The 24,919-nt window shown below is 65.8% G+C and carries 12 protein-coding genes and 1 pseudogene; 2 read left to right on the plus strand and 11 right to left on the minus strand.

Going from position 1 to position 24,919, the window contains the following annotated elements; all coding sequences use genetic code 11:
* Positions 1-44: 44 nt before the first annotated feature.
* From ACQPZ2_RS29520 to ACQPZ2_RS29550, 7 genes and pseudogenes are all read right to left on the minus strand, one after another.
* Entirely contained in the window at positions 45-6,956 is a 6,912-nt protein-coding gene (locus tag ACQPZ2_RS29520; RefSeq protein WP_433521449.1) for a beta-ketoacyl synthase N-terminal-like domain-containing protein, read from the minus strand.
* On the minus strand, positions 6,946-13,434 hold the full coding sequence (locus ACQPZ2_RS29525) for an SDR family NAD(P)-dependent oxidoreductase (RefSeq protein ID WP_433521450.1): 6,489 nt from the start codon (positions 13,432-13,434) through the stop codon (positions 6,946-6,948). Before ACQPZ2_RS29525 ends, ACQPZ2_RS29520 begins: the two co-directional genes overlap by 11 nt.
* 47 nt (positions 13,435-13,481) lie before the next feature.
* On the minus strand, positions 13,482-15,113 hold the full coding sequence (locus ACQPZ2_RS29530) for a PfaD family polyunsaturated fatty acid/polyketide biosynthesis protein (RefSeq protein ID WP_433521451.1): 1,632 nt from the start codon (positions 15,111-15,113) through the stop codon (positions 13,482-13,484).
* Between the two features lie 963 nt (positions 15,114-16,076).
* Positions 16,077-16,568: a DUF5753 domain-containing protein gene (locus ACQPZ2_RS29535; protein WP_433527554.1), complete on the minus strand. Its 492-nt coding sequence runs from the start codon at positions 16,566-16,568 to the stop codon at positions 16,077-16,079.
* Between the two features lie 165 nt (positions 16,569-16,733).
* A pseudogene (locus ACQPZ2_RS29540) lies at positions 16,734-16,907 on the minus strand (helix-turn-helix domain-containing protein); the annotation flags it as partial.
* Positions 16,904-17,452: a DUF6879 family protein gene (locus ACQPZ2_RS29545; protein WP_433521452.1), complete on the minus strand. Its 549-nt coding sequence runs from the start codon at positions 17,450-17,452 to the stop codon at positions 16,904-16,906. The gene ACQPZ2_RS29545 and the pseudogene ACQPZ2_RS29540, both read right to left, overlap by 4 nt.
* Positions 17,453-17,537: 85 nt before the next feature.
* Positions 17,538-17,732 carry a hypothetical protein gene (locus tag ACQPZ2_RS29550; RefSeq protein ID WP_433521453.1) on the minus strand — a complete coding sequence of 65 codons (195 nt, stop codon included), beginning with the start codon at positions 17,730-17,732 and terminating at the stop codon, positions 17,538-17,540.
* Between the two features lie 404 nt (positions 17,733-18,136).
* On the opposite strand from ACQPZ2_RS29550, the gene ACQPZ2_RS29555 reads away from it, so the two are divergent.
* On the plus strand, positions 18,137-18,430 hold the full coding sequence (locus ACQPZ2_RS29555) for a hypothetical protein (protein WP_433521454.1): 294 nt from the start codon (positions 18,137-18,139) through the stop codon (positions 18,428-18,430).
* Between the two features lie 85 nt (positions 18,431-18,515).
* Here the strand turns inward: ACQPZ2_RS29555 and ACQPZ2_RS29560 are convergent, their stop codons facing one another.
* On the minus strand, positions 18,516-19,730 hold the full coding sequence (locus tag ACQPZ2_RS29560; RefSeq protein ID WP_433521455.1) for an IS110 family transposase: 1,215 nt from the start codon (positions 19,728-19,730) through the stop codon (positions 18,516-18,518).
* A gap of 230 nt (positions 19,731-19,960) precedes the next feature.
* On the opposite strand from ACQPZ2_RS29560, the gene ACQPZ2_RS29565 reads away from it, so the two are divergent.
* On the plus strand, positions 19,961-20,149 hold the full coding sequence (locus tag ACQPZ2_RS29565; RefSeq protein ID WP_433521456.1) for a hypothetical protein: 189 nt from the start codon (positions 19,961-19,963) through the stop codon (positions 20,147-20,149).
* A gap of 207 nt (positions 20,150-20,356) precedes the next feature.
* Here the strand turns inward: ACQPZ2_RS29565 and ACQPZ2_RS29570 are convergent, their stop codons facing one another.
* The 3 genes from ACQPZ2_RS29570 to ACQPZ2_RS29580 form a co-directional block, all read right to left on the minus strand.
* Entirely contained in the window at positions 20,357-21,553 is a 1,197-nt protein-coding gene (locus ACQPZ2_RS29570; RefSeq protein ID WP_433521457.1) for a cytochrome P450, read from the minus strand.
* A 1,296-nt stretch (positions 21,554-22,849) separates the two neighbouring features.
* Positions 22,850-23,224, minus strand: a complete 375-nt coding sequence (locus ACQPZ2_RS29575) for a hypothetical protein (RefSeq protein WP_433521458.1) — start codon at positions 23,222-23,224, stop codon at positions 22,850-22,852.
* Positions 23,225-23,280: 56 nt separating this feature from the next.
* A complete protein-coding gene (locus ACQPZ2_RS29580; protein ID WP_063038369.1) occupies positions 23,281-24,876 on the minus strand; it encodes an MDR family MFS transporter in 1,596 nt (531 codons plus the stop codon).
* Positions 24,877-24,919: the final 43 nt, after the last annotated feature.

The following is a 24,919-nucleotide window of genomic DNA, read 5'->3' on the forward strand; positions in this document are numbered from 1 at the left end:
GTGGAAATACCAGTAGGGTTTTGCCAGTGCCACGAGGTGCTCGCTCACGAGACATCTCCGGACAAGTAGTCGTCGGCCTCCGTAAGTCCGACCGTGAAGCGCGGCACGTGGTAGATGCGGACGTCATCAGCCCACAGCCAGCCCTCGGCCACCACCCACGGACCGGCGTCGTCGGCGGTGATCTCGACTATCTCGACCTCGAGCGTCACCGTCCGGGTGAGCGGCGTGACCTGGCCGCGGTATTTCCAGATCAGCGGCTGTCCGCGCACCGCGAGCCGGAACCGCGGCCGACGCAACCCGGCTGACAGGCCCGCCTCGACGACATAGAACTGAATCAGCTGGCACAACGCCTGCACCCCGAGCGAGCCTGGCTGAACCGGGTCCTGGAAGAAATGTGCCTTGAAGAACCACTCACCGGGGTCGACATCCTTCACCGCGCGCAGCCGTCCGAGCCCGGCCGCGCCGCCATCGGGCCAGTAGCCGGTGATCCTGTCGATCATGGTCAACATGGGACCGGGTAGGCGGGGAGCGGACCCGAACCAGCGGTCCGGTCGGGAGGTAAGGTCGGCGGCAAATGCCGAGTCCAGGGTGCGCCACCGGCTCTCCTCGGGGGTCGCAGGGATCCCGACCTGGTCCGTGAAAGCGTCTGCTGGGAAGAACCCGAAGGTAGTGGTGAGAGTGACCACGCGGACTCCGTCGATCAGGCATTCGGTGGCAAAGTCCTCAATAATGGTCCGGCCGTCATCGACCACGTTGGTCAGCCGAGTCCGGGTGACGACCAAGTCGCCAGGATGAATCTCGGCGTCGATCATCGCTGTGCCGCCGAGATTGCGGAAGTGTAGGTCGGTTTCGCTGTTCAAGGCGCTGCCCACGTAGGCGGCCAACCAGCCACTGGCTTGCAGCGCCACCTCCATGACGACGGCCAGGGGAGTAACCGGATAGTCGTTCTGCTCGAAGTACCAAACCTCGGCGGGCACGTCGTATTCGACCACCGCGCCGGAACCCGGTCGCAGTTCCCACGCCTGCCCTTCCAGCTCAGTCACCCGGCTCATGAAATGGAACGGTGGCGCTGGTAGGCGTGCTATGTGCCGGTGGCTGTCGAATGCCGCGTACGGCGGGCCGAACGCCTCGCTGGGCTTGCCCCAAGCGCAGCCGAGCAGGGCTTTGTAATCGAAGGCGAAGTTCCCGGCTCGGGCGGCCAGGGTGGCATCGGTGTGGCCGGACAGCCCCGCGAGACGCTCTAGTGCAACCGGAGCGCCGGTTCGCTGTAGGTCGGGTGGGGTCAGCTGCTGCCAGTGGATGAGCGGCCAGTCGGGCACTAGGCGCAGGCCGAGCCTGCGGCCGTGACAGGCCTTGATCCCATCCACCGTGCACAAAACATCGGCGATCAGCGTGGGCTGCGGCCCCGCGATCAACTCCACCACGAAGACCTCATAGATCATCCCGGAACTGGTCGGGAGCACCTGGCCCCGGTACTGCATCGGGAACGGTGTGCCGGTCACTGGCTCGAAGCGCCAGCCGTCCCGGCCGACCGTGAATCCGGCGGCAGCCAGGTAGAACGCCATTGCCTGGAAGCACCCCTCGGACATCAGGGTGCCGGGCATGCACGGATCTCCGGGAAAATGCGCCGCGAAGAACCAGTCCTGCGCGGTGACAAACAGCTCGCCGCGGAGATAACCGCGGCCCCACGGCCCGCCCTCGGGATCGAACACCGGGACCTCGTGCAGGAGGCCGCCCCGGCCTGCCGCGATCCGCGGCGTCCGGACATGGCTGCGGGTCAGTTCCCACCCGGTCCCGAAGCAGTCGGCGGGGCGGCCGTCGGCGAATGCCGCCACCTCCTCAGCGGTGAACGCACGCCGACCGCACGTGATGGCGGGTGGATCGACCACTCCGCCCGGGGACGGCGCTACCTCGTCCGGTCGCCAGGACAGACCTCGCCCATCGGCCAACTCCGCGTCGGTGAACAAGCCAGCCCGACCCTGAGTGATGGTCAGTCGCAGTTCGTCTCCGACGAAGCACTCGCTGTGAAAGCGAAACAGTGGGATGGCGCCGAAGGGCTCCCGGCCATCGATGTGGATTTGGTAGCGCAACGTCTCCCCTGGTCGCGGCAACTCCCCATGGAAGGTCACCTCACAGCCGAGCAGGCGGTACACCCGCGCTCCCTGAGCGAGGTGGTCAGCGCCGAGCCAGGTCAGCAGCAGTAGGCTGGCCTGACCGGCCTCCGCGGCGATCCCGGCGGGCATCCGGCCCGCCGGATCCAGGTACCAGACGTCGAGCGGGACATCTGTCTCGGTCCAGATCACACCGCTGTCCAACCCCCCTGGGACGGCGTCGATCCCGGTGACCCTGTCCGCCAGCAGCAGTGGCGGGCTCGGCATGCGGATGACCCGCGGATAGTCGTCCAATCCCACGTAGTCGGCGCCGAGTACGGCCGCGATCGAACTGGAGGCCAATGCTTCCAGCTGCGCCCGGTCGAAGGCTGGACCGCAGGGCGTAGATCTGGTCGGAAGGAGCATGCCCACCGGGCTCGAGCCGGGGCGCTCCGTTACCGCCCTGGTGACTGGTAGCTCGTGCCGGATCGAGCTGGACATTTGCCGAGGATGGCCTTCCGTCTCTGTAACGGGTAGCCGGGCCGTGGCCGATCCCACATTCTCGTCGTCTCCGCGATTTACCTCTGCCTGCACTGCCCCCATAAGCAGCTCAGCGCCCCGGCGACGGGTGTCTAGAAACTCCTGGTATGTCTCCATGAACTGGACGAGCCATGACCGGTGTGCCTCGCCAGCCAACCGGACTTGCTCGGCGATCAGGCCCCCAAGCGCGTCGGAACGTGTCCTGTGGTGGTCCGCTATGGTGGTCATAGCGGGACCAGCGCCGATGGCTGATGGGGAGGACTCGTGCTGTAGTCGGCGTTGCAGGGGCTCCGGACTCGTCGATTCGTGCCAGTGCTCCGCTGCGGCAGCACCGTCCCGGCACGCCGCGCGTGCGGGCGCATCCGCCCGGACCGGTGCCGGTTCCATCACCTGCAAGTCTCCAAGGGCACTGGCCGCAGATCGATCAGCAATCCGCACCGAGGTGGTCGAGTCTCCAAGGACGACTTCGCCGGGTGCGGATGTGGCCGGGCCCCATGAAGATGCTGCTACGGAACTCGCGCCGACCGGCGACGCGGTGGTACTTGGACCGGGCGCTGCAGTGGTGGTCCGGACCTGTACTTTGGGGCAACGAGCGGGAAAGTTCAGATACTGCCCCACCTCCGGGCGGTTGGTGGGGGCCGAAGTCTGCATCCGGATCGCCAACGCGTCGATGTCGAGGGGCACGCCGGCGGCCAGTAGCTCGGCGGCAGCGCGCTGCAGGGCGTCCACGTCCCGCCCGTCGGGCGCGTCGAGAGTGACCACCATGTGCTCTCGCGAACCCAGGGTGCGCCTGATCCATGCCGAGCAAAGCCCGCGGGGGCCGTGCTCGATGAAAATCCGGACACCGTCGGCCCATGCTCGCTCGATCGTGGCGGCGAAGTCGATCGGCCCGAGTTGCTGCCGGGTCACCGCGTCGGCCACCGTGTCCACCGACAACTCGAACGGCAGCGAAGTCGAGCAGGTGTAGTGGCGCACGCCGGTGTGCGCGTTCGTCGGCAGCCTGTAGAGCTGCTTCCATTCTGGACGGGCGGCGGCGAGTTCGGGTACGTGAGCGGGTATGTCGTATGGAATCGGCAGGTGCGGCACTCCGTCGAGTCGCGCCAGCACCCGTGCGCAGGCACTGGCTTCGCCGCCGATCACGCACGAGTCGGGCGCGTTGATCACCATGAGGTGCACCGCGGGTTCGCCCACCAGCGCCGCTCGAATTCGGTCGGCGGAGGCGTCGACGAGGTGGGTCTGCCAGGCGCCGCCCTCGATCCCGGCCTCGCGCCAGGCGGCCTGGACGATCGCGAGCTCGTCGGCCACAGCCCGACCGAACGCGTCCGGATCGGCATCGGATAACGCGGTCAACCCGGTGATATCGGGCCAGGCGCCGAGTGCCGCCAGGGCGCTCAGCTCGCCCGAGGAATACCCGATGGCCGCATCCGGGCGCAGGCCGAGGACGGTTGTCGTGATCTCGGCGTGCAGTTGCGCTAGGACGGCAGCGCCCCATACCTGGTGGAGGGCGTTTCGCGGCCGCGGATCCCGCGGATCATGTGCCCATCCGACGAGCCCGGCCAGGGGGCCGCAGCGTCCGCGGATGGTGTCCAGTAGGTCGGGGAAGGCGAGCATGAGTTCCCGTCCCATCCCGGGGTAGGCCATCGACCCGCCGGAAAAGACGAACGCCATGTCCCCGGTGATCGGTCGCTCGCGCAGCACCACTCCGTCGGGTCTCCTGCCGCCCGATTCGAGCCAGCGGCTGGCCGCCGCTTCCCGGACCGTGCGTTCTTCGGCGTCCGCGGCGAGCACGACCAAACGGGCCGGGCCATCGGCCGAGGTTCGACCCGCGGCGAGTGCGTCCGCCACCTCCGCCCGATCCCGGCCGGAATACATAGTGGCCGTTCGAACCGGTGAAGTGAGGAAAGCAACCGGGTCTGCGGCGCGTAGCCGCACCCGGGCCGGTGTCCCGCCCAGAGTGAGGACTCCGGCCTCGACTACCGGTGGATCAGGCAGCGGCACGGCTGGACTCCCGGACTGCGGTGCAGCATGGTGTGCCGCCGCCAATGTCGCCACCGCGAACGCCAGCAGACCGCTGGCGGCGTGCGCACGGCCGAACAATGCACTCGGGTCCAGATGTACAGTCCCCGCTGTGACTGCGGTGGCATCCCCCACAGTGAGATCCGGCAGTACAGCATCGACGGGCGGGGCGGCCATGACATCCACGGCGTCGTCGAGGATCGCGAGCACTCGCCTGCCAGCGGCGCGGGCGTTGGCCAGACGCTCGAGGACGACTACGACCGCGGCGTCTCCGGGGGTGTCCGACAGGCCGAGTTCGGCGAGTGCGGCCTGGTGGACCTTTTCCCGGCTCAGATCGACCGCTCCTACGACGGCGGCGTCGCTCTCCCCGGCGCGCAGGGAGCGGACGGCGAGCTGCAGAGCCACCAGGCCCGATCCTTCTTCTGCACTGATCGTGAAGCCAGGGCCGGTGAGGCCGAGCTGTGCATTGATTCGGTTCGCCACCAGATTGGGCATGCTGCCGACGACACTCGCTGGGGTGTGCACCATACCGGTCCGGTCGCCGCTGGGCTCCGCCGTGTCGTCGCGAAGGTCCGGGTACGCGGCGATCCTTCTGTGCAGCACCGGGCGGGCCACCTCGGGGTCGCAGCCCATCCCGATCAGCACGGTAGTCCGGTCGGCAGACAGCTCGATCCCGGCGACGGCGTCACGTGCGGTCTGCAAGACGAGCAGCTGCTGCGCATGCGCTTGCGCCAGGTCGATGGGAGGGAAACAGAGTCCATCATTGTCCACAGCGATCGTCGACCGGGCGGCGATCCGGCTGGTGCCACTCATGACCGTCCGCCACAGGTCATCGCCGGCCAGGTCATCGGCGGCGGCGACCTGTACCGCGACGACCGCGATCGGCGTGGGGGCAGCCGCACTTGCCGGTTCCGCGCGGGGCCGGGGCGGAGGGGCAACTGCGCTCGCGTCGTCGCCGGTCCAGGCATCGATCACGAGATGAGCGTTCGCGCCGCCGAAGCCGAACGCACTCACCGCGGCCCGGCGTGGTCCCGCCCAGTCCGCGGGTTCCGTGAGCAGCCGCAGTGGCGAACCGATCAGCTCGGGAAGCGGGTCATCGACGCTGGGCGACGCAGGCCGCACGCCGGCCCGCAGGGCACCCAAAACCTTCAGCAGGCCGGCTCCGCCGGCTGCGGTCAGCAGGTGGCCGACGTTCGCCTTCACAGACCCGACTGCAAGATCTTGGGCACCCGCGAAGATTCGGCTGGAGCTGCGCACCTCAGTCAGGTCACCGAGCGGGGTTCCGGTCGCATGACATTCGAGCAGACCAACAGTCTCCGGCGGCACCCCGGCGGCCGCGTATGCCGCCCGCATCGCCCGTGCCTGTCCGTCCTTGGACGGCGCAAGCAGACCGCTGTCGCGCCCGTCGTTGGACAGCCCGACCGCGCGGATTACCCCCAGGATTGGCGCATCTGCAGCGATGGCGTCGGCAAGGCGCATCAGGGCCACGAACGTCGCGCCCTCACCCGGCACCAGCCCGTCGGCCTGCCGATGGAAAGGCATGCTGCGCCCGCTGCGGCTCCTCGCCGACAGGGCATCGAAGGCGTCACGCAGGAACAACTCGTCGGCCCGGTTGGCCCCGCCCGCAAGCATCAGGTCGGCACGCCGGTCTATCAGCGCATCGCAGGCCAGCTTAATCGCGTACAAGGACGAGGCGCAGGCGGCGTCCAGAGCGAACCCTCCGAGCCCGAGCCTCAGAATTCGCGCGGCCAGGTGGGCCGGCAGGCCGGACATGAACCTGTCGGCCGCGCCTGCCCGCTGCCCGCCAGACGACCGGCCGAGCCGGTCGCGCACCCCGCGGTCCTGGTCCGCCAGCCAAATCTGCTCGGCGAAGGAGGCCAGTCCGGTCGACGGGTACGAAAGATTACCGAGGACGAGTCCGGCTCGTGTCCGCGACCGCGACCGGCCGGACTCGCGCAATGCGGCCGCAGCGGCGTAGACGATCCACCGAAACAGGGGATCGAGGGCATCTAGTCCTGCTCCGCCAAGGCTAGCGCGGGGCACAGCAGTAGGATCGATGATCTCCCGGAACGCCTGCTCCGTGAGAGCCGACCGATAGGCGGAGTCGAACCCTTCGACGTACCCGCCGATGTCGGATCCATCGGCATCGGGGCTACAGGCAGGGCTGGACGACGGTAGTCGCCGGCGGCCAGGCGCGACGTGGGTCAGGTTGATCTGGCCCGCGGACACATTGTCCCAGAAGAGGTCCGGGTCGAAAGCGCCGGGCAGCACACAGCCCCGGCCGACGACGGCGATCGGTTCAGGACGCATCGTCGACTCCAGCAGTGCGGACCATGGGCTCGAAGCTCAGGCTCAGTGGTTGTTCGTCGGGCCGACGGACCAGGCGCACTCCGACCATTTCAACCACCGCCGCGCCGGCGGCGTCGACCAGGGTGACGTCGCAGCAGGCCGCCAAGGCATCGAATTCCGTACCATGTACAACACATCGCGTACCTGGGCGGATAGGGCCGGGAATGTGGAACCGTGCTTCGATGATCCCCATCGGGAGGTAGGCGAATCCGCCCTCGGTTGCATTCGTCGCCCGGCCGCGCTCGTCCGCCCAGAGCAGGGCCAGCTGCAGGCCCGCATCCACCGCTGCGGGATCGCTGTGCCACGGCTCATCCGGCCAGCGCAACTCCCGCACCCCGATTATTTCGGCGCGTGCCTCGCGGGCCGAGAGCGATTCGACGGCCACGATCGCCCGGAACGCGGGGCCGTGGAACAGTACCGGATGCCGATAGATCGCGCTCTGATCGACAACTCGACCTGGCTCCGCCGTGGGTGTGATGGCTGGAGCCCGATCTGCGGCTCGGGTCGACACAGTCGCCCGTACGTGGACGACACTCTCCGTACTGACCGCGTCCGTGCTTATCAGATCCAGGCCCAGTTCGCCCTGCGCTGTTGCGCGCTCGTGGATGTGCAATAGCTCACCACCACGACCGAAGCGGTCCAGCTTCGCGCGACGCACGATCTCCAGGTCGCGCAGCACAACGGGACCCGGCCGCGGGTCCCGAATATTCGCAGCCCGCAGAAACCACTCGGCCACCAACGCAAGCGGAACGACCGGCTGGTCCGCTGGCGTGTGATCGGCCAGGTGCGGATGGGACTCCCGGCTCACCGAGACGGTCCCGGACACACTGCTGCCCGCGTTGCTGAGAAACGGGTCGGGCCACTGTCCCGCGGTCAGTGTGACCCGCACCGAGCCGTCGCCACCCCGGATCTCGCGCACGAACGCCGCCGCACCCGCCGCCGGTGAGATCAGGGCGGTGCCGCCGACGAGGAAGTGGTCGCGGAGCGCGGGCGAGACCATCCCGCCGTCCCAGGGACCCCAGGCCAGCGACCGCACGACACATTCTGGTCTGTCCGCCCGGACGGTAGAGGCAACCTGGGCGATCACCTCGTTGGCCAGCGCGTAATCGCCCTGTCCGGCGTTACCGAAGCGCCCGGCTGCCGAGGAGAAAACGCATACGAAATTCAGCGGATCGTCTGCGGTCGCGTCGAGGAGTGCGCGCAGGGCTGTCACCTTGGTGTCGAAGACGGCCGCGAACTGTGTATCCGTCTTGTCAGCCAGGTAGCCGTCCGCCAGCACACCGGCTGCGTGGACAAGTCCCGTAATCGGGCCGAATTCAGCGCGGAGATCGGCCAGCGCCGTTCGCAGCCCAGTCGAGTCGCGTACGTCGACGGGCAGATATCGGGCCACGGTGCCGCCGCGTTCGAGGTCCGCGAGGGTCGCGTGGACCTCTCGGGCGGCGATGATCCGGTCGGCCTGCATGGCGATCTCGGCCGGGTCGACCGATGTCCCGTGCGCGCGGGCCCGGGTAACCAGTCGTGCGCGGAGTTCTTTCTCGTTCCTGGCGTCGGCGAGGCCAGCTGGCTCTGGCTCCAGTGTCGTGCGGCCGAGCAGGGCGATGACCGGTGCAGCAGCGGATGCGTCGGCCAGTGCCCGCAGCGCGTGCGGAGTCACGCCGCGGGCTCCACCCGTAGCGACGATCAGCTCAGGCCCAGCCGCGGGCAGCGGGAACCCTGCGGCGGCGGGGCTGGGTTGCTCCGCCAAGACGTAGCGGCAACCGTCGGCGGCCAGTGCCACATCTTGCTGTGATCCTCCGCGCAGCAACTCGTCGGCCAGGACCCTCGCCAGGGTTTCAATATCACGCGATCCGCAGGCGCAGTCCACGGCCTTGGCGTGCGCCCCGGACCACTCTTTGCGCACACTGCGTGTCAGTCCGGCGAGGCCGCCCAGCCAGGCTCGAGCGCCCTGGCGGCCGCTCAACCCGAAGTCGCCGCCCGTGTCCTGAACGGTCACCAGCACACCGCCCGCTTTGCCGATCTGATCGGCGAAAGCGCGTGCGATGCGGAACGTCTCCCAGTTCACTTCCAGTGCGTCGTCGATCGATGCGACTCGTCGCAGCCCGGCCAGCACCACCGCGCTGTGCACTTCCTGATCGATCAGTTCGGCGATCTCGCCGCAATCGCCCGTGGCCGGCGGTGTCCAGACTCGGGCGGCAATCCCGTGATTCCGCAGCAATTCGGCCAGCCGGGCCGCGACGCCGGTTCCGTCGTCAGTAACGAGTACACCGCCCGACCGCAGCCCGGGCAACTCGAGACCCGGAAGAGCCGCGGGGACCAGAACGGACACCGACCGCGCGAGCACGTTCGTCTCCGCGAGGTCGGTGCCGGATTCCCGGGACGCAAGCAGGTCGCCAGGCGACGCCAGCGGAGCGTCATGGCCGGTGACGGCCGCGCTGAACGTAGAGGCGATCTGATCCACCGTCCGCAACGACCCCAGTGTCGCGGCATCGATATCCACCCCGGCCAGCTCAGGGACCCTGCTTCGTAGCGCGGAGAAGATCTCCACACGTTTGATCGAGTCGATCCCGAGGTCGGCTTCCAGTTCCAAGTGTGGATCGATCACGTCGGTCGGGAATCCGGTCTTCTCCACCACGACCTCCACCAGGATCTTGACGAGGTCAACGGGGGTTACCCCGACAGGCAAGGGAGTGCGCGGTGACGTGGGTAGTCGGGGGTCGTCACTTGTGGCCGTCGCACTGAAGACGGCGGCGATCTGGTCCACCGTCCGCAACGTCCCCAGAGTCGCTACGTCAATGTCGGTACCGGCCAGTTCCGGTATTCGGCTTCGTAGCGCGGAGAAGATCTCCACACGTTTGATCGAGTCGATCCCGAGGTCGGCTTCCAGTTCCAAGTGTGGGTCGATCACGTCGGTCGGGAATCCGGTCTTCTCCGCCACGACCTCCACCAGGATCTTGGCGACATCCGTCGTTCGGACGGAATCGGCCTCGGACAGACTGGGCCGCGCAATGGCCGAGTGACCGACCGCCGGACCGACGTTGGCGTCGTTTCCGGGGGCAAAGGTCCCGGCGGTTGCATGGTTGGCCAGTGCGCCGTCTCGCGGGGCAGCAGCCGCGGAATGATCTCGGGGCAGGTGGGGTGGCTCATGCGGTGCGGTGCGGGCGGGGTCGGGTCCGTCAACGGCAGTTCGCTGGACGGGCGTGCCCGTGGTCTCCACGGCGGACATGCCCGCGAGGGCAGAAACAGCTCTTTCCATGGACGTCAGGAAGGCGCGGTGACCCTCTGCGATCGTCTGCTGGAACTTCGCATGCAGCTCTGCTGTCTGATTCTGCGCCTCACGGAATACCGTGATCCACTGTTCTTCTGCTGCCAGACCGACAGGTACAGCCTCACTCGACATCGGGACATTCGATATCGCAGGACCCCGGTTTGTGACGTCGGGCCGCGCGGCGACCGGTACGGGAACGCTCCATGCCGTTCCGTCCAGATCGGTCGACGGTAGAGCCGGTCCGTCGGTTCTCGGCCCGACTGGGGCGGGTGACCAGTCGCGAGCCGGGTTGGGAGGAGGTAGCGCGGCGCTGCCGCCCGCGGGCGGGTAGGGGCTGCCGTAGTTGGCGCCGTTGATCCGCATCGAAATCCGGCCCTTCGATGGCGTCGCGCTGCCTGGCTCCTGGAACGGCGCCCACAGCACGTCGAGATCCGTGGGGATGCCTGCCACTGCGAGCGCGCCGAGTCCCTCCTGGAGCGTGGTCAGGCCATGCCGGTTGCGGCGGTCCAGGCTCACCGCGAGATGTGGGCGGTCACCGAGGACCTGGTCGACCAAGCCAGTCAATACCGATCCAGCCCCGAACTCGACGAATGTTCGCACCCCTGACCGGTACATCGCCTCGATCTCGGCAGCGAAGAGTACGGGCTTCACCAGATGTTCGGCGAGCCGCTTACGGATCCGGTCGGGCTCGGCGGGATACAGCTTGGCGTCGGAGTTGCCATATACCTCGAGCAGCGGGGCGGCGACATCGAGCCCGTTCAGGAATTCATGGAATGGCGCGTGGGCCTGCGCGATGAGCGGGGTGTGGAAGGCCGCCGCGGTCGGTAGTCTGCGGGCCGTGAGACCAGCCGCGGCGGCTCGCAGCTCCAGGTCCGCGACAGCGGCCCGGTGGCCGGAGACTACCGTCTGCCGCGGGCCGTTCTCGCTGGCGATCCACACGGCGTAATCCGTGTCGGCCGAACGGTCGGCCAGGAGAGATTCGATCTCGGCAAGGGTAGCGTCGAGTGCGAGCATGGCACCAGGATCGTCGCTACCCGCGGAGTCGCGCATCAGTTCTCCCCGCCTGCGGGCGGCCCTTACGAGACCGGTCTCGTCCAGCACACCGGCCACATGCAGAGCGACCAGCTCGCCGAAGCTGTGCCCGCCGACACAGTCCGGTGCCGTACCAGCGGCGTGCAGCACGGCCAGCTGCGCCATCATCTGCGCGGCCAGTGCCGGTTGCGCCCACTCGGTCGCAGTGAGCAAATCCTGCTGTTCCGCTTGCGCTTTCTCGTCGAACCCCGGGATCGGGAAGACGACGTCGTGCAGCGGCCTGTCGTCTACCCACCTCGACCAGATCTCCGCGACCCGGTCCCAGGCAGCTCGGGCCAACGGCAGCGATATCGCCAGGTCAGCGCCCATACCCACGTACTGGCTGCCCTGGCCGGAGAAGAGCCAGGCCACGCGACCTGGGTCGGGTGTACCGTCCTGATAGACCACCCCAGGAAGGCTGTGACGGCCGGCCGGGTTCTCTGCCACGGGACCGGCGATGCGACCGATCAGGTCTGCGAGATGAGAGAAGTCACGCGCGACCACCGCCAAGCGAGCGGGGGCGGTCGGATCGAACTCCCGCTGTGACCGCCGGGCAGTCGCGGCAAATTCCTCGTCGTCCTGGGCGATGAGTGCGCGTGCCCGACCGAGGAGCTTCTCCGCCGATTCGGCACCGACCAGAATCAGCTCGGTCGGTGCGCATCGAGCGAGGGAGACAGATCGATCTGGGACGCCCTCCACGGGTACGTACTCCTCGAGCGTGAGATGAAAGTTGGTACCGCCGAACCCGAAGCTGGACACCGCCGCACGCCGCGGACGGCCTGCGGGCGAGATCCACGGGCGGGCGACCGTGTTCAGATAGAACGGACTCGCTGGCAGATCCAGCTCAGGGTTGGGGCGATCCACCTTGATCGTCGGCGGTAGGACCTTGTGCTGAACAGCCAGCACTGCTTTGAGCAGTCCGACCGAACCCGCGGCCGACTTGGTGTGACCGAATTGCGATTTCGCGGACCCCAGTGCGCACCATTGGCGGTCGGGACGGCCGGTGGCGTCGAATACGTCGCGCAGCGCAGCAAATTCGGCGGCGTCACCGGCCCGGGTGCCGGTGCCGTGCGCTTCGACGAGCCCGACGGTGTCCGGACCGTACCCGGCGGCCCGGTAGGCACGCTCGAGCGCTCGGGCCTGACCTGCTGGTACCGGGGCGTAGATCGCGCTGCCTTTGCCGTCGGAGGAGCTGCCGATGCCGCGGATGACCGCGTAGACCTGGTCTCCGTCCTGCTCGGCGTCGGCCAACCGCCGCAGCGCGAACATCACTACGGCCTCACCGAGCATGGTCCCGTCGGCCCTGTCGGAGAACGGGCGGCAATCGCCGGTCGGCGATAGCGCCGGTGTTTTGCTGAAGCACATATAGGTCGAAATGTCATTGAGGGTGTCCACCCCACCAGTGATCACGGTGTCCGCGGTGCCCAGCGCGAGTTCCTGCATCGCACCGGCGACTGCGGCCAGCGAACTCGCGCACGCCGCGTCGACGGTCACGTTTGTGCCGTGCAGGTCGAACCGATTGGCGATCCGGCCCGAGACCACGTTGCCGAGGACGCCCGGGAATGTGGCCTCCTGCCAAGGCACATAATGCGCGGCGATGCGGTCACAGATGACGTGCGCGTCCGCCTCGGCAACCCCGGACTCGCGCAGCGCCTTGAGCCACACCGGTCGTTGCATCCGATTGCTCATGGTGCGCAGCAAATTCAGCGCACCGGTCCCGAGGATGACGCTGACCCGTTCCCGGTCGATCTTGCGGGCACTGTTGCGGCTCAGGTCGGCGAGCACGCGGTCGGCGACTACCAAAGCCAGCAGCTGGGCCGTATCGGTGGCCGGTACGGCGTTGGGTGTGATCCCGTAGGCGGTCGGATCGAAGTCGATCTCGGACAGAAACGCCCCGCGCCGACAATAGGTGCGATCCGCTGCGGCCGGATCCGGGTCGAAGTAGTCGTCGATGAGCCAGTGCGTCGGCGGCACGTCGGTGAGCTGATCTCGCCCCTCCAGCACGGTGTGCCAAAACGCGTCGGTATCGCACGCGCCCGGGGTCAGTGATGCGATACCTACGACAGCGATCGGAATCTGCTGCGCCGCATGCTGATCGGACACATTAACCTCCTGGGTACAACGTCACTCTGGTCTGCATCGGCGTCGTGTCACGCCATCGGACGGGGCTGGAAAGCGAGGGCTGCCGAGGGAACCGGCACGCCGAGACTGCGCAACTGATGTCGGCGGGCGACGACCGCCGCTCCCTCCATCAGATTGAGCCCGATCTGCACAACCGACCGCTGCTCGGGGACAGCCAAAAAGCTGCCCCGAATCCATCGGTTGAACGCGCCTAGAGCGGGCCCACACCAGATCTGGTAATCGGTCCGCCGGTCGGCGTCGCCGGAAACCGCCCAGCGGCTGGTCATGCCCAGGTAGCTACGGAAGGTCAAGGCCATCCGATGCCGAGGATCCTGCGCGGCGCGCTCCAGCACCGTGGGATCGTGCTCGCGCCAATAGTCAACAGCCTGTGCCCACAGCGCGCCGAAACTATCGTGCAACACCGTGCGTTCCAGTCGGCTTCGCTCTTCGTAGGGCACCGACTCCAGGGAGTCGTAGGCCCGGTACACCTCATATAGCCGTGCGGCACGCTGGGCGTACAGTGTGCCGCGGCGGAGCACCTGGACCCTCCCACCCTGTTCGAACAGATCCGCCGACGGCGCCATCACCGAATCCGCGACGTCGGCATCAACCAGCAGCGCTTTGGCATCCTCGGACAAACCGGACTCGACCGCGACCTGGTTGACTGAACCGGTCACGACGTACGCCGCCCCGAGCGCGAATGCGGCGGCAACGGACTCCGGTGTGCCCAGTCCCCCCGCCGCCCCGACCCTCACCGGATCTATATAGCCGAACCGGGCCGCCAGCTCGTCCCGCACCGCCAGCACCACCGGCAACACGACCGCCAGCGGCCGATTATCTGTATGCCCGCCACTGTCCGCCTCGACCGTCAGGTCCTCCGCCACGGGGATCCGTCGGGCCAGATCGGCCTCTTCAGAAGTGATCAGCTGCCCGGCCACGAGATCGTCGAGAATCCGCTGGGGTGCCGGAGAGAGGAATCGCTCGGCCACGTCGGGATGGGAAACCTTGGCGATGATTCTGGTCCGGCGCACGAGCTGGCCGGCGCGGTCGATAGCGAGACCGGTGGCAGCGCAGCGGACGACCGCCGGGGTGGGAGCGGTAAACCCGGATACCGAGACGATCGGAACGCCGCGTGCCAGCAGCAGCGTGGCCAGGTCCTCCTCTCGCCGCGGCTGAACCGGCGTGTGGATCAGATTGACACCCCAGTTGCGGCTTTCTCCCAGCGCCGCAGACAGTTCGGTCACCGCGGCGTCGACGCGTCCCGCGTCCAGCCTGGCCGCCCCGAAAAAGGCGAGCATGCCGGCCTGCGCCATCGCCGAAACCATCCCGGTCGTCGTGATGCCGCCGGCCATCTCACCAACGACGTAAGGGAAGCGGACAGCGTGCCGTGCACAGAAGGATCGGTCACCCAGCCACTCCGGATACAGGCCGGGCACAGTACCTAATAGATCGAACGGCTCCTCGGCGAGGACCCGAGAACACTCCTCTGTCCCGAGGACGGCAAGCCCGGCTCGATTCGACGACCGCTCGACGATGACCTGAACGGGTGTCCTCGGCTGTGCTGTGATAAGCAGGAGAGCCTCCGGCGAAAAGACCGGCCACCATTTCCGGTGACGGGCTCGGCCTGCCCCCGATTCGACCGGGTCGGCCGATGTCCGCAATTTTGACAGTGAACCTGCTCTGGCAATCATCTCGACTCCCGGGTATTAACAATATCGACCGACCCCTGACACAATCTGCTCGGACAATATGCATTTCCTTCTGAATTTCCTTCGAGAAATATCAAGAAAGGTCTAGATATAGAGCGATTCGCGCCGTTCGATAATGATATAAACAACGAGTGTTGGCCGGATTCGCACAATAATTCGGGTCTAATGTAAATCTTTGTGATGAGGATAGGAAATTTTGAATCTAATTCATCTCGGCAATGTTTCTCCAAGACTAGAAGGCCGTGACCGGACGCACAATACTCATCTTTTGAAAACGAATCGGATCGTTTTCTCTAAATGATAATTCCGGCGATCCGGGTTGCAAGGTCGCGTGCGCCATGAGCACGTGCCCGCTGCTCCGCAGGAAGGTCGTCACCGGACTCGCCTGTGCGGATAACAGCGGCTCGAACCAACGATGCGCGGGCAGCCTACATCCTCGGCGGCGGCTGACTGGTGGCCGGAAAGGCACACTCTGTTAGACCAGCCAACAGATGCACACTGTCGATCAGTGGGCATGCCGTCGTCGCGATTGCGAGATTCAGACTTCGATGAAATGGGGCTCCGCGCCGTATCAAGGCGCGCACAATCCGGACCAATGAACCCTCGACCCGGCTCGCGACACAACTAGCCTTCAGCCACGACACTGATCGGACCTGACAGAGATGCCGCCCTTCGCGAAACACGGCCCAGCATCGTCACTGTGACGGCTGCTGGGCACGAACCGATGATGGCCAAGAGCGCCAAGCATGCTCGCTGCTCACGGATAAATTCGAGGCTATTTCAGATCGGAACTCGGCTCGGTTGCAGCAACGGCTGAATGCCCTCGCGGATACCGTTCGACCCCACGCACGGGTACCGGAAGTGCGCGAGTTCCTGGGGTTGATGGCCGCACGCTGAGGCGACGAACTGCTGGGGTTACCGCCTGCGCTCAGCTGCCGCCGCAATTACCGCTCGGGCCCCGTCGCCGTAAGCAGGTTGCTCTGCCAGTGTGGCAAACGTCTTTTCGTGCAAAGCGATCTCTGACGGCCGTGTGATCGTCAGTTCTGCGCTGACGGTTTCGGCGAGTACCTGAGTGCGGTCGTAGATGACGAAGTTCGTTGCGGGCAAGCGGTATTCTGCGGTCAGTGGCAGGATGCCGAACCGGATACGCGGGTGGTTGGTGGCCTCGCTCAAGCGGTCAAGCTGCCCGAGCATGACGGTGTTGTCGCCGACGGTGCGGTAGAGCGCCCATTCGCCGATGACCATGTGGAAGCGGTGGTTGCCGTGCTGCAGAACCCGCTGGCGCTGCATACGGGCCGCGAGCGCTTCTTCGAGGTCATCCCGGCCGCCGGTGACGGCGATGCAGGCGGTAAGGACTGCGCGGGCATACGGTTCAGTTTGGAGCAGGCCGGGGATGACGTCGGGCACCCACCAACGGATGAGTCTGGTTTGCCCTTCGAGCTTGATGGATTGGCGTTGCCGGTGCGCGTGTCCAGCGGCAACGGTGCGTTGCCATTCGAGATACATCGCGCGCAGATTTCGAAGCGACGCCACCAGATCATCCAGCACCGCGGGGTTGGCGACCGCTTCGCACCACTGGGCAAGGTCATCCTCGGTCGGGCTCTGTTTGCCGTGCTCGATGCGGGAAACCTTGGACGAGTGCCACCCGCACGTGGCGGCAAGGTCGATTCCAGACAAACGAGCATCTCGGCGCAACTCCCGGAGGCGTGCGCCGAGTGCCGCTCGTGCCTGATCGACATTCGTCACGTTCGGACGTGCTCACTCGACACGTAGGCGGCATGGTCAATGCCGGACGGCCACAAGGTATCTCGTGCTTCCACCGCCCACGCCACAAGACACGGGTCGGTGCTGATCGACAACCCCATAAACGAACCATCCTCGGCGAACGTGGTGTAGGCGACCTTGGCCCGATCGAACAGCCAGTAGTCGTCGGCAGGGACTTGGGCTGGCTCGGCGAGATGCCTCGGCAGCCAGCGCACTGCTTCGCCGGTTTCGACGTTGTCGTCGGTGTTTTCGAGCAGCCACCGCACATAGTCGGAATGCGGCACCGTGACGACGCGCAGCCGTTCGAGCGTGATGCCCCGCCCGGCGGTTTCGATCATCAGCTCATCCCACGCCTGCCAGGAGTCGGGCTGCTCGTCGCGTTCGTAGGATTCTCCAGCTGCCCACCGGCGCAGAGCTTCGGCCTCGTCCGCGACGGCGTAGCTGTCGCGCACTTCGAGATGGAAAGCGCTGAATACGGTTTCATGAAACAGCGGTGCCCATATGTCGTCTCCAGTGACATGGAGCATCAGCGCACCTCTACAGCGGTTTCGTGGTCGTCGAGCGTCAGCTGCCCCGGTACTTCGTCGGCGACGGGGGTACCGGGCACCAGAATCATGCCAGGGTATCGGTGGCTTCGACAGGCAGCTTGATGCCTGGTTCGAGCCAATCGAGGAGCTGATGTGGGACAGCCACGGCATGTCCGGCAGGGATGCGGTCGCCTTGAACGACGAGGCCGAACTCAGCGGCATAAACAGCCGGGCAAGCACCATTGTCGGAACCGGATCCAACGAGGCGAAGTGTCGTCATGAGAGGACTTCCTTTGCAGTAATCGGAAGAATCTGACCTGCAAATCGTCACGCACACCGACAAACTCGGTCAAGGTGACTCGCAAATGCCTGCAAATCTGTAGAACAGCGGCAGTGTCCGCTCGTAGCGTCTGCGCCAAGGCACCCGAAACCCCGTGCCCCTCAACCTCAGTCGGCCCGCCGACCACTCGGTGAGAGGGCCGGTGATCGGCGGGAGGGGCAGCGCTGGATTCGGGTTGCCGTGCCCGAAGCGACTGAGGGAGCCAGCATGACCGCCACGCCACGAATCCGGCTGATGAACAGCACGATCAGCACCTTTCGAACGTCCCCAGGGCCGGGGTGTCTCCTCCCCCGGCCCTGGGGATCACTACGAATTGGTGGCACTCGTCGAGGGAATGAGCAGTGATGCGCCAGTACCTCGTGAAAGTCCACTGCTGCGGCAGCCGCTGGCTGATCCATGTGCCGGCCATCGAACGATGGACGCCGGTCGATGACAAGAAAGCCATCACCCACACCGCCAAGACGATGATCGCCGACATCACCGGCGTTGACATCGACAGCTTCGGTGTCGATCTCATCGAAGACCGGGTGGTTACCAGCAACGAGGAGTATGCCGTCGGGGCGACACAACTGCGACGCTGGGATGCAGCCACCGTGATGACAGGCCCAAACGCCGCTGCCGCCCTTCTGAGCGAGTGAAAGCCGTTCGCCCACAACCGAATAGATCCAACCCGCCGCTCGCCTGAACGGGCGGTGCTTCACCAAGGGACTCTCAATGACCGTGTCAAGCCGTAGCAGTGGCGGGAGTCGGTGTGTCGAGGCTGAATTCGCGGCCGTCTCGCAGCAGTGCCCACAGCACGTCGACCAGGCGCCGGGCCAGAGCGAGGAGGGCTTGGGTGTGCAGGAGTCGTTCACCGCGTTTTCGGTCGTAAAACCGGCGCGAGGGCCCGTTTTCGTAGCGCAGGCTCGACAGGGCGGCCATGTAGAACACGCGGCGCATGCGCCGGTTGTAGCGTTTCGGGCGGTGCAGGTTGCCGCTGACCCGGCCCGAGTCCCGGGGAACCGGGACGAGACCGGCGTAGGAGGCCAAACGGCCCGCGCTGGCGAAATTGGCCAGGTCACCGCCGGTGCCGACGAGGAACTCCGCCCCCAGTCCGGGACCCATACCGGGCAGGGACTCGATGATGCGGGCCCATGGGTGTTCCCGGAATCGGGTGGTGATGAGTTTGTCGGTGTCCTTGATCTCGCGGTCCAGATCGAGCAGTTTGGTAGCGATGCGTTTGACCAGCATCGCGGTGTCGGCCTCGCCGGGCAGGGCCAGGCTTTGGCGTCCGGCGGCATCGACCGCAGACGCGGCGGTCTTGCCGATCCCCGGTTTCCAGGCACCGTGCTCGGTGAGATGTGTTGTGACACCGTCGATTCCGGCCGCCCTGATCTCGGATGGAGTGCACATCCCGGCGACCAGGATCAGCGGGGTCCGATTCGCGAAGTCGAACGCGGCTTCCAACGCGGGGAAGATCGACCCGAGCAGCCCGCGCAACCGGTTGATCCCGGCTACCCAATCCGCCATCAGGTCGGTGCGGTAGCTGGTCAGCTGGGTCAGCCCGACCACGAGTTCGTCGGGCATCACGACCTGGTTCAGGTCCTCACGCAGACGGGCGCTCTGCGCGATCACCCGCGCGTCCTTGGCGTCGGTCTTGGCTTCGCCGCGGAAGCTGCCGGTCATCGAGTTCACCACCCGGCCAGGCACATACGTCACCGTCTGATCGGCGGCCAGCAGCACGGTGATCAGCAGCAACGCCATCGGGCTGGTCAGATCGATCGCCCAGCGCACCCGGTCGGCGGCCTGGCCGGCACGCGCGATCAACGCCTCGATCGCGGCCTGGTCGTTGCCGAATTTCTGGCTGAACACTGTTTTTCCGGTGTCGTCGACCCCGCACGCGTGATGGGCGTGCTTGCCGACGTCGATCCCGACCCAGATCTGAGGGCGAGTTGCCACCCACGTGCTCCCGACTGTCGAAGTTGTTGCGCCCATGGACAACCCCGCCGTCAGATCCCTAACCAGCGACGACCGCAACAAGCTCTCAATCAGCAGCCGGAGCGTCCAGCACGGTGGAGCAGCCAGTCCTTTGAAGCCTCGAACAAGGCAAAAACCAATCAGCTACACCCCACCGCCCTGGGCATCCAGGGCACCAACCCCAGACACCTACAAACTTAGGGGGAATACCAATGCGCACCATTACTTTTCGGCTCAGCTTCATAGCCGTTGCCATTCTGACCGCCATGGTTCTGGCGATCGGTCAGGCTGGGGCTGTCACGATCGAGCAGTGCACCAGCGGTGGCGGCATTGTCATTCGCTGCGCCGTGCCGACCGCCGGGACGATGAGCCAGTGCGGCGCAGGATCGCGGGCAGCTTGATCATCTTCGGGTGGTTTGAGCGGCAACGGACTCGGCGTTGTGGTCGTGGCGGAGATGCAGCAGGATCGCCAACTCGGACCGCGTACGATAATCGACGGTGGGCCGCGTGGGTCCGGACTAGCACTGATCGGAGTGGACCGCAGTGCGAGCGATCGCTGAGTGGCCGGGTCCTGCATCTGCAAGGATTGTATTGACCTACACCATCTCTCACCAGCACACGGGCAAGGATTTGGGGCCCCGGACCAAAAGCCCTGTCTTCCAGGCGATCTTCTCGGTGGGCACCGCCAAGCGTAGCGACGGGAACCGACGCAGCAGTGAACCCAATGCTACTTGCAGTTCGGTTCGCGCCAGCCGCGCACCGGGGCAGTGGTGTACGCCGTGCCCGAACGCCAGGTGCGGGTTGGACCGTCGTGTGAGATCCAGCTCCTCGGGATCGGCGAAGATCGCCTCGTCACGATTGGCGGACTGAATGTTGACGATTACCGACTCTCCCGCTCGCACCGTTACACCGCTCAACTCGACGTCCTCGGTGGCAAGCCGTGTGAAGGCTCCCGCGGAGCCCATAGGAGTATGACGCAACAGCTCCTCGACCGCGCCGGGGATCAGTTCTGGTCGGGTGCGCAGCAACTTCCACTGTTCGGAGTTGGTCAGCAGCACGTAGATGAAGTTGGCGATCTGGTTGGCGGTAGTCTCGTGACCGGCGACCAGCAACGTAATACCGAGTTCGACCAGTTCCCGTTCGCTGAGCCTGTCCTCGTCGTCGTGAGCGGTCACCAGCGCGCCCAGCAGATCGTCGGACGGGGTCCGTCGACGCTCGGCGATTAATTCGGCGAGGTAGGACTCCAGTGCCGCACCGGCAGACATTATTTGTTCCAGGGAATACGCGGTGGTAGACAGCACCGCATCAGTGAAATCACGGAACCTGGGCTGTTGCTCCGGTGGAACACCGAGCATTTCACAGATGACGGTGACCGGCAGTGGCAGCGCAAAGTCCTGTACGAGGTCCGCAGGGGCGCCGGATCGTTCGATAGCGTCCAAGTGCTCGTCCACGATCTGCTGCATGCGCGGATGCCACTGTTCGACGCGGCGGCTGGTGAACGCTTTGGCGACCAACTTGCGGACCCGGCTGTGCTGGGGTGGGTCCATGGTCAGCAGAGTGTCGGGAAGGTATGGTTCCGGTGTGAGTCGCGGAATATCCGTGCGGCCCACCGTCGCCGCCCGGCTGAAACGCAGGTCTGCGAATACCGTCTTGGCGTCCTCATGGCGGGTGACAAGCCAGCCCTGCCCCCCGTATGGCAACTCGACGCGCGAAACCGGTTCCTCCCTACGGAGTTCGGCGATCAGCGGATGCACATCGAGACGGACGGGCTCGCCGAACGGGAATCGACGCACCTGTGTGGTCATGTGGTCCTCATCTTTCGTTACTGGTTGCCGAGCCGATGGGCATGTGGCACAAGGAAACTGTCATCACGGGCCAGCTCGTTCATTCCCCGAATCGGCGGGCGTCACGCAGTACTTTACTTTCTTGCCAGACAGTTCGGCACTGCGTTCGGCTTCCTCGTGGGGCATGCCACCGAATGACGAGGTGCCTAAAAGACCGAATCCGCTGAGGATTGAGCCCATCTCGATCTGCGCCAGGATCTCGTCGCGGTCTCGCGCAAGTGCCGCCGCGGTAGCTATCTAACTCGGCGTACGTGCCGATTTCACGCAGTGCCTGTGCCCGCTCGGCGTAGCGTTCGTAACCTCTGGTCCCATTGCAAACCCGCCGCCTCGGCAACGGCCGATACGACCCCTGGACCGCCTCCGACTCCCTTCCGGCAGGAACCCGTTTCCCGAGGTCATCGGTTATCGGGCACCACCCTCCGGTGACGCGTTTCCGCAGGTCACCGGGCCGGGGAGGGCCTCTCCAGTTCCCGCCGCCACTATCGATACGTTCCACGCCCCATACGCCGGAGAGTTCCTCGGCACCTGCATCTCCGGGTCTTCGGTGCCTTCCATGGCCTTCACCGTGATTTCGGCGGCTCAGCACTCTCTTCACCCGCCCCTCACGAGACGGACCTCTAACGACGCCGCAGGCTTCGCTTCATGCTGCGGACCGCATCTTCGCTCCCCCACAAGGGCTTTCGACACTGGGCTCCGACCCCACCAGTTACCCGATGAAGCCGCCAGTCTGCTACCGGGCCACCTGGCAGCCACCCGGACCGGACTTCCACCAGCAAGCGACGACAAGCTTACAAACCATCAATCACCTACCAGAGGCGACCTCTTGTTTTCCTGGACGCACGATTGGCCGAGGTTAGCGCGCGTGTCCCCCTCCCGACATGAACCTCCACAGAAGTCCGGATTCGGTCTCGCCCGGCCCCGCCACTACATTCGTGGAGTGCACTGGCAGACATGGCGATTAGGCTTCGGGACGGCCGCCCACCGATCTCGCACGGCGACCTCGCCGTTCCAATCCGAGCCGCGCGTTCTTCCGACAGACCGTGGGCGCAGTCCGGGTGCTGGTGGCCGGAACCGGTTAGCACGGTACGTCTTCCGCGGTCCGGACACCCGTCAACGCTTGGGATAGATCGGGTTCGAGCCCGCCTCCACGATCGGGCGCCTCACCTTCCGCGAGCCTTCGAGGTCTGCGACAGATCCACGGGCTGTTGTACCCGCTCGGCCCACCACCAGATTCCGCCACTAACTGCCTCGATGGCTCTACCGTTCGATCGCGGGCTGGCCCAGTCTGTCGAACAGGTGCTCGAGTGTCTCGAGGGCGGTCTCGATATCGAGGCAGTATCGCAGCTCCCGCATGATGCGTCCGCGAAACGGTGCCAGCTGTTGTGTTTCGACCGCCCGGACGTGGTCGAGGTTCCATACTTGGCGACCACTTGCTGTGATCTCGGTGCGGGGACCGAAAAGCGACTCCAATTCTTGCTTGCGGTAGCCCAGCAGTCGTAGGTCCACCTCGGAGATCATGCCCGCCTCCGCCAGGTCCCCGTCGTCGCTGACGTGTTCGGCGCTACCGCGATATTCCGCCATGATCCGTTCATCCTCGAGATCGGAACCACGGACGTCGAAATTGCTGGACATAACCAAACCCCCATGAGGTTCGGCCCCGGGCCTTTCTCATGTCCGCCTCGCCTGCCTCAGCGTTCTCCGACGAGCTGCGGATCCGCGTCTTCTTCCATGACGGCCTCGCCGCGGGCGACCATGCCCGCTTCATCGGAGAGCTTCATATGGGGAATGAACAGCGCGAGCACGAAGGCGATTACCGCGCCCGGGATCAGGTACCAGAAGCCGGGGACCAAGGCGTCCACGTAGGCGCCGACGATGGCGTCGTGCAGGCCGTCGGGTAGATGCTTGACCACCGAGGGCACCAACGCGCCCGGATCCAGCTTCGCCGCCGCGGCTTCGGGCCCGTGGGAGACGAAGACATCGGTGAGGCCCTCGGTCAAACGGTTGGTGAAGATGGAGCCGAAAATCGCCACGCCCAGTGCGCCGCCCATTTCGCGGAAATAGTTGTTGGCGCTGGTAGCAGTGCCGATTTGGTCGGGGGCCACGGCGTTCTGGACGACCAAGACGATGATCTGCATGATCAGACCGAGGCCCGCCCCCATGACGAACAGCATGGCGGAGACGACCCACATCGGGGTATCCGCGTCCAGGCGGGTCAACCAGAGCATGTCCGCGAACATCAAAACCGCGCCCAGGGGCGGATAGAGCTTGTACCGGCCGGTTTTGGTGATCATCGTCATCGAGGCGATCAATGCGATCATCAGACCGACCATCATCGGAATCAGCAACAGACCGGAGACCGAAGCCGAAGCGCCCGTTGCCATTTGGAGATAGGTCGGGATGAAGGCGAGGGCAGCGAACATCACCAGGCCGACCACGAAGCCGATCGCGGAAGTCAGCACGAAGGTGCGATTGCGGAACAACCACAGCGGCAGCATCGGCTCCTCCGCACGCGCCTCCACGAGCACGAAGGCAGCGACCACCACGACGAACGCCGCGATCATGCTGACCATAACCGCCCCGCCCCAAGCGTATTGCTTGCCGCCCCAGTCAGTGATCAGGATCAGCAGCGTGGTCGCGGCCGACATCAACACCACACCGAGATAGTCGGGCCGGGTCTTGGGCCGGTGGCTTGGGATGCTCAGGTAGCGGAAGGCGATGAACAGTGCGGCGATTCCGATCGGCACATTGATCCAGAAGCACCAGCGCCAGCCGAGATGGTCGGCGAAGAAACCGCCGAGCAGCGGACCCGCGACCGAGGTGATGCCGAAGACCGCGCCCATCGGAGCCATATATTTGCCGCGATCCTTGGCGGGCACCACATCGGCGATGATGGCCTGCGCCAGAATCATCAGACCACCACCGCCGACGCCCTGCAGACCGCGGAAGGTGATGAACTCCCAGAAGCTCGTCGACGCGGCGGCCCCGATGGAGGCCACGGTGAAAATCGTGATGGCGAACAGGAACGGCCAGCGCCGCCCGAACAGATCGCCGAATTTGCCGTAGATCGGCATCATGATGGTGGTCGCGAGCAGATAGGACGTTGCGGTCCAAGCCATATGGGAGATGCCGCCCAGATCGCCGACAATGGTCGGCATCGCGGTGCCGACGATGGTCTGGTCCAGGCTGGCCAGGAACATCCCCGCGATCAGTGCGCCGAAGATGAGCCAGATCCGCTTCTGGGTCAGGATAATCGGCTCCGGCGGCGATTCAGCCGTGATGGTCATCTCTTCCGTCTCTCCTTCCACAACACAGCACTTGCCCCCTCGT

It is taken from the genome of Nocardia pseudovaccinii, from assembly GCF_050942345.1.
Classification (GTDB): Bacteria; Actinomycetota; Actinomycetes; order Mycobacteriales; family Mycobacteriaceae; genus Nocardia; species Nocardia pseudovaccinii.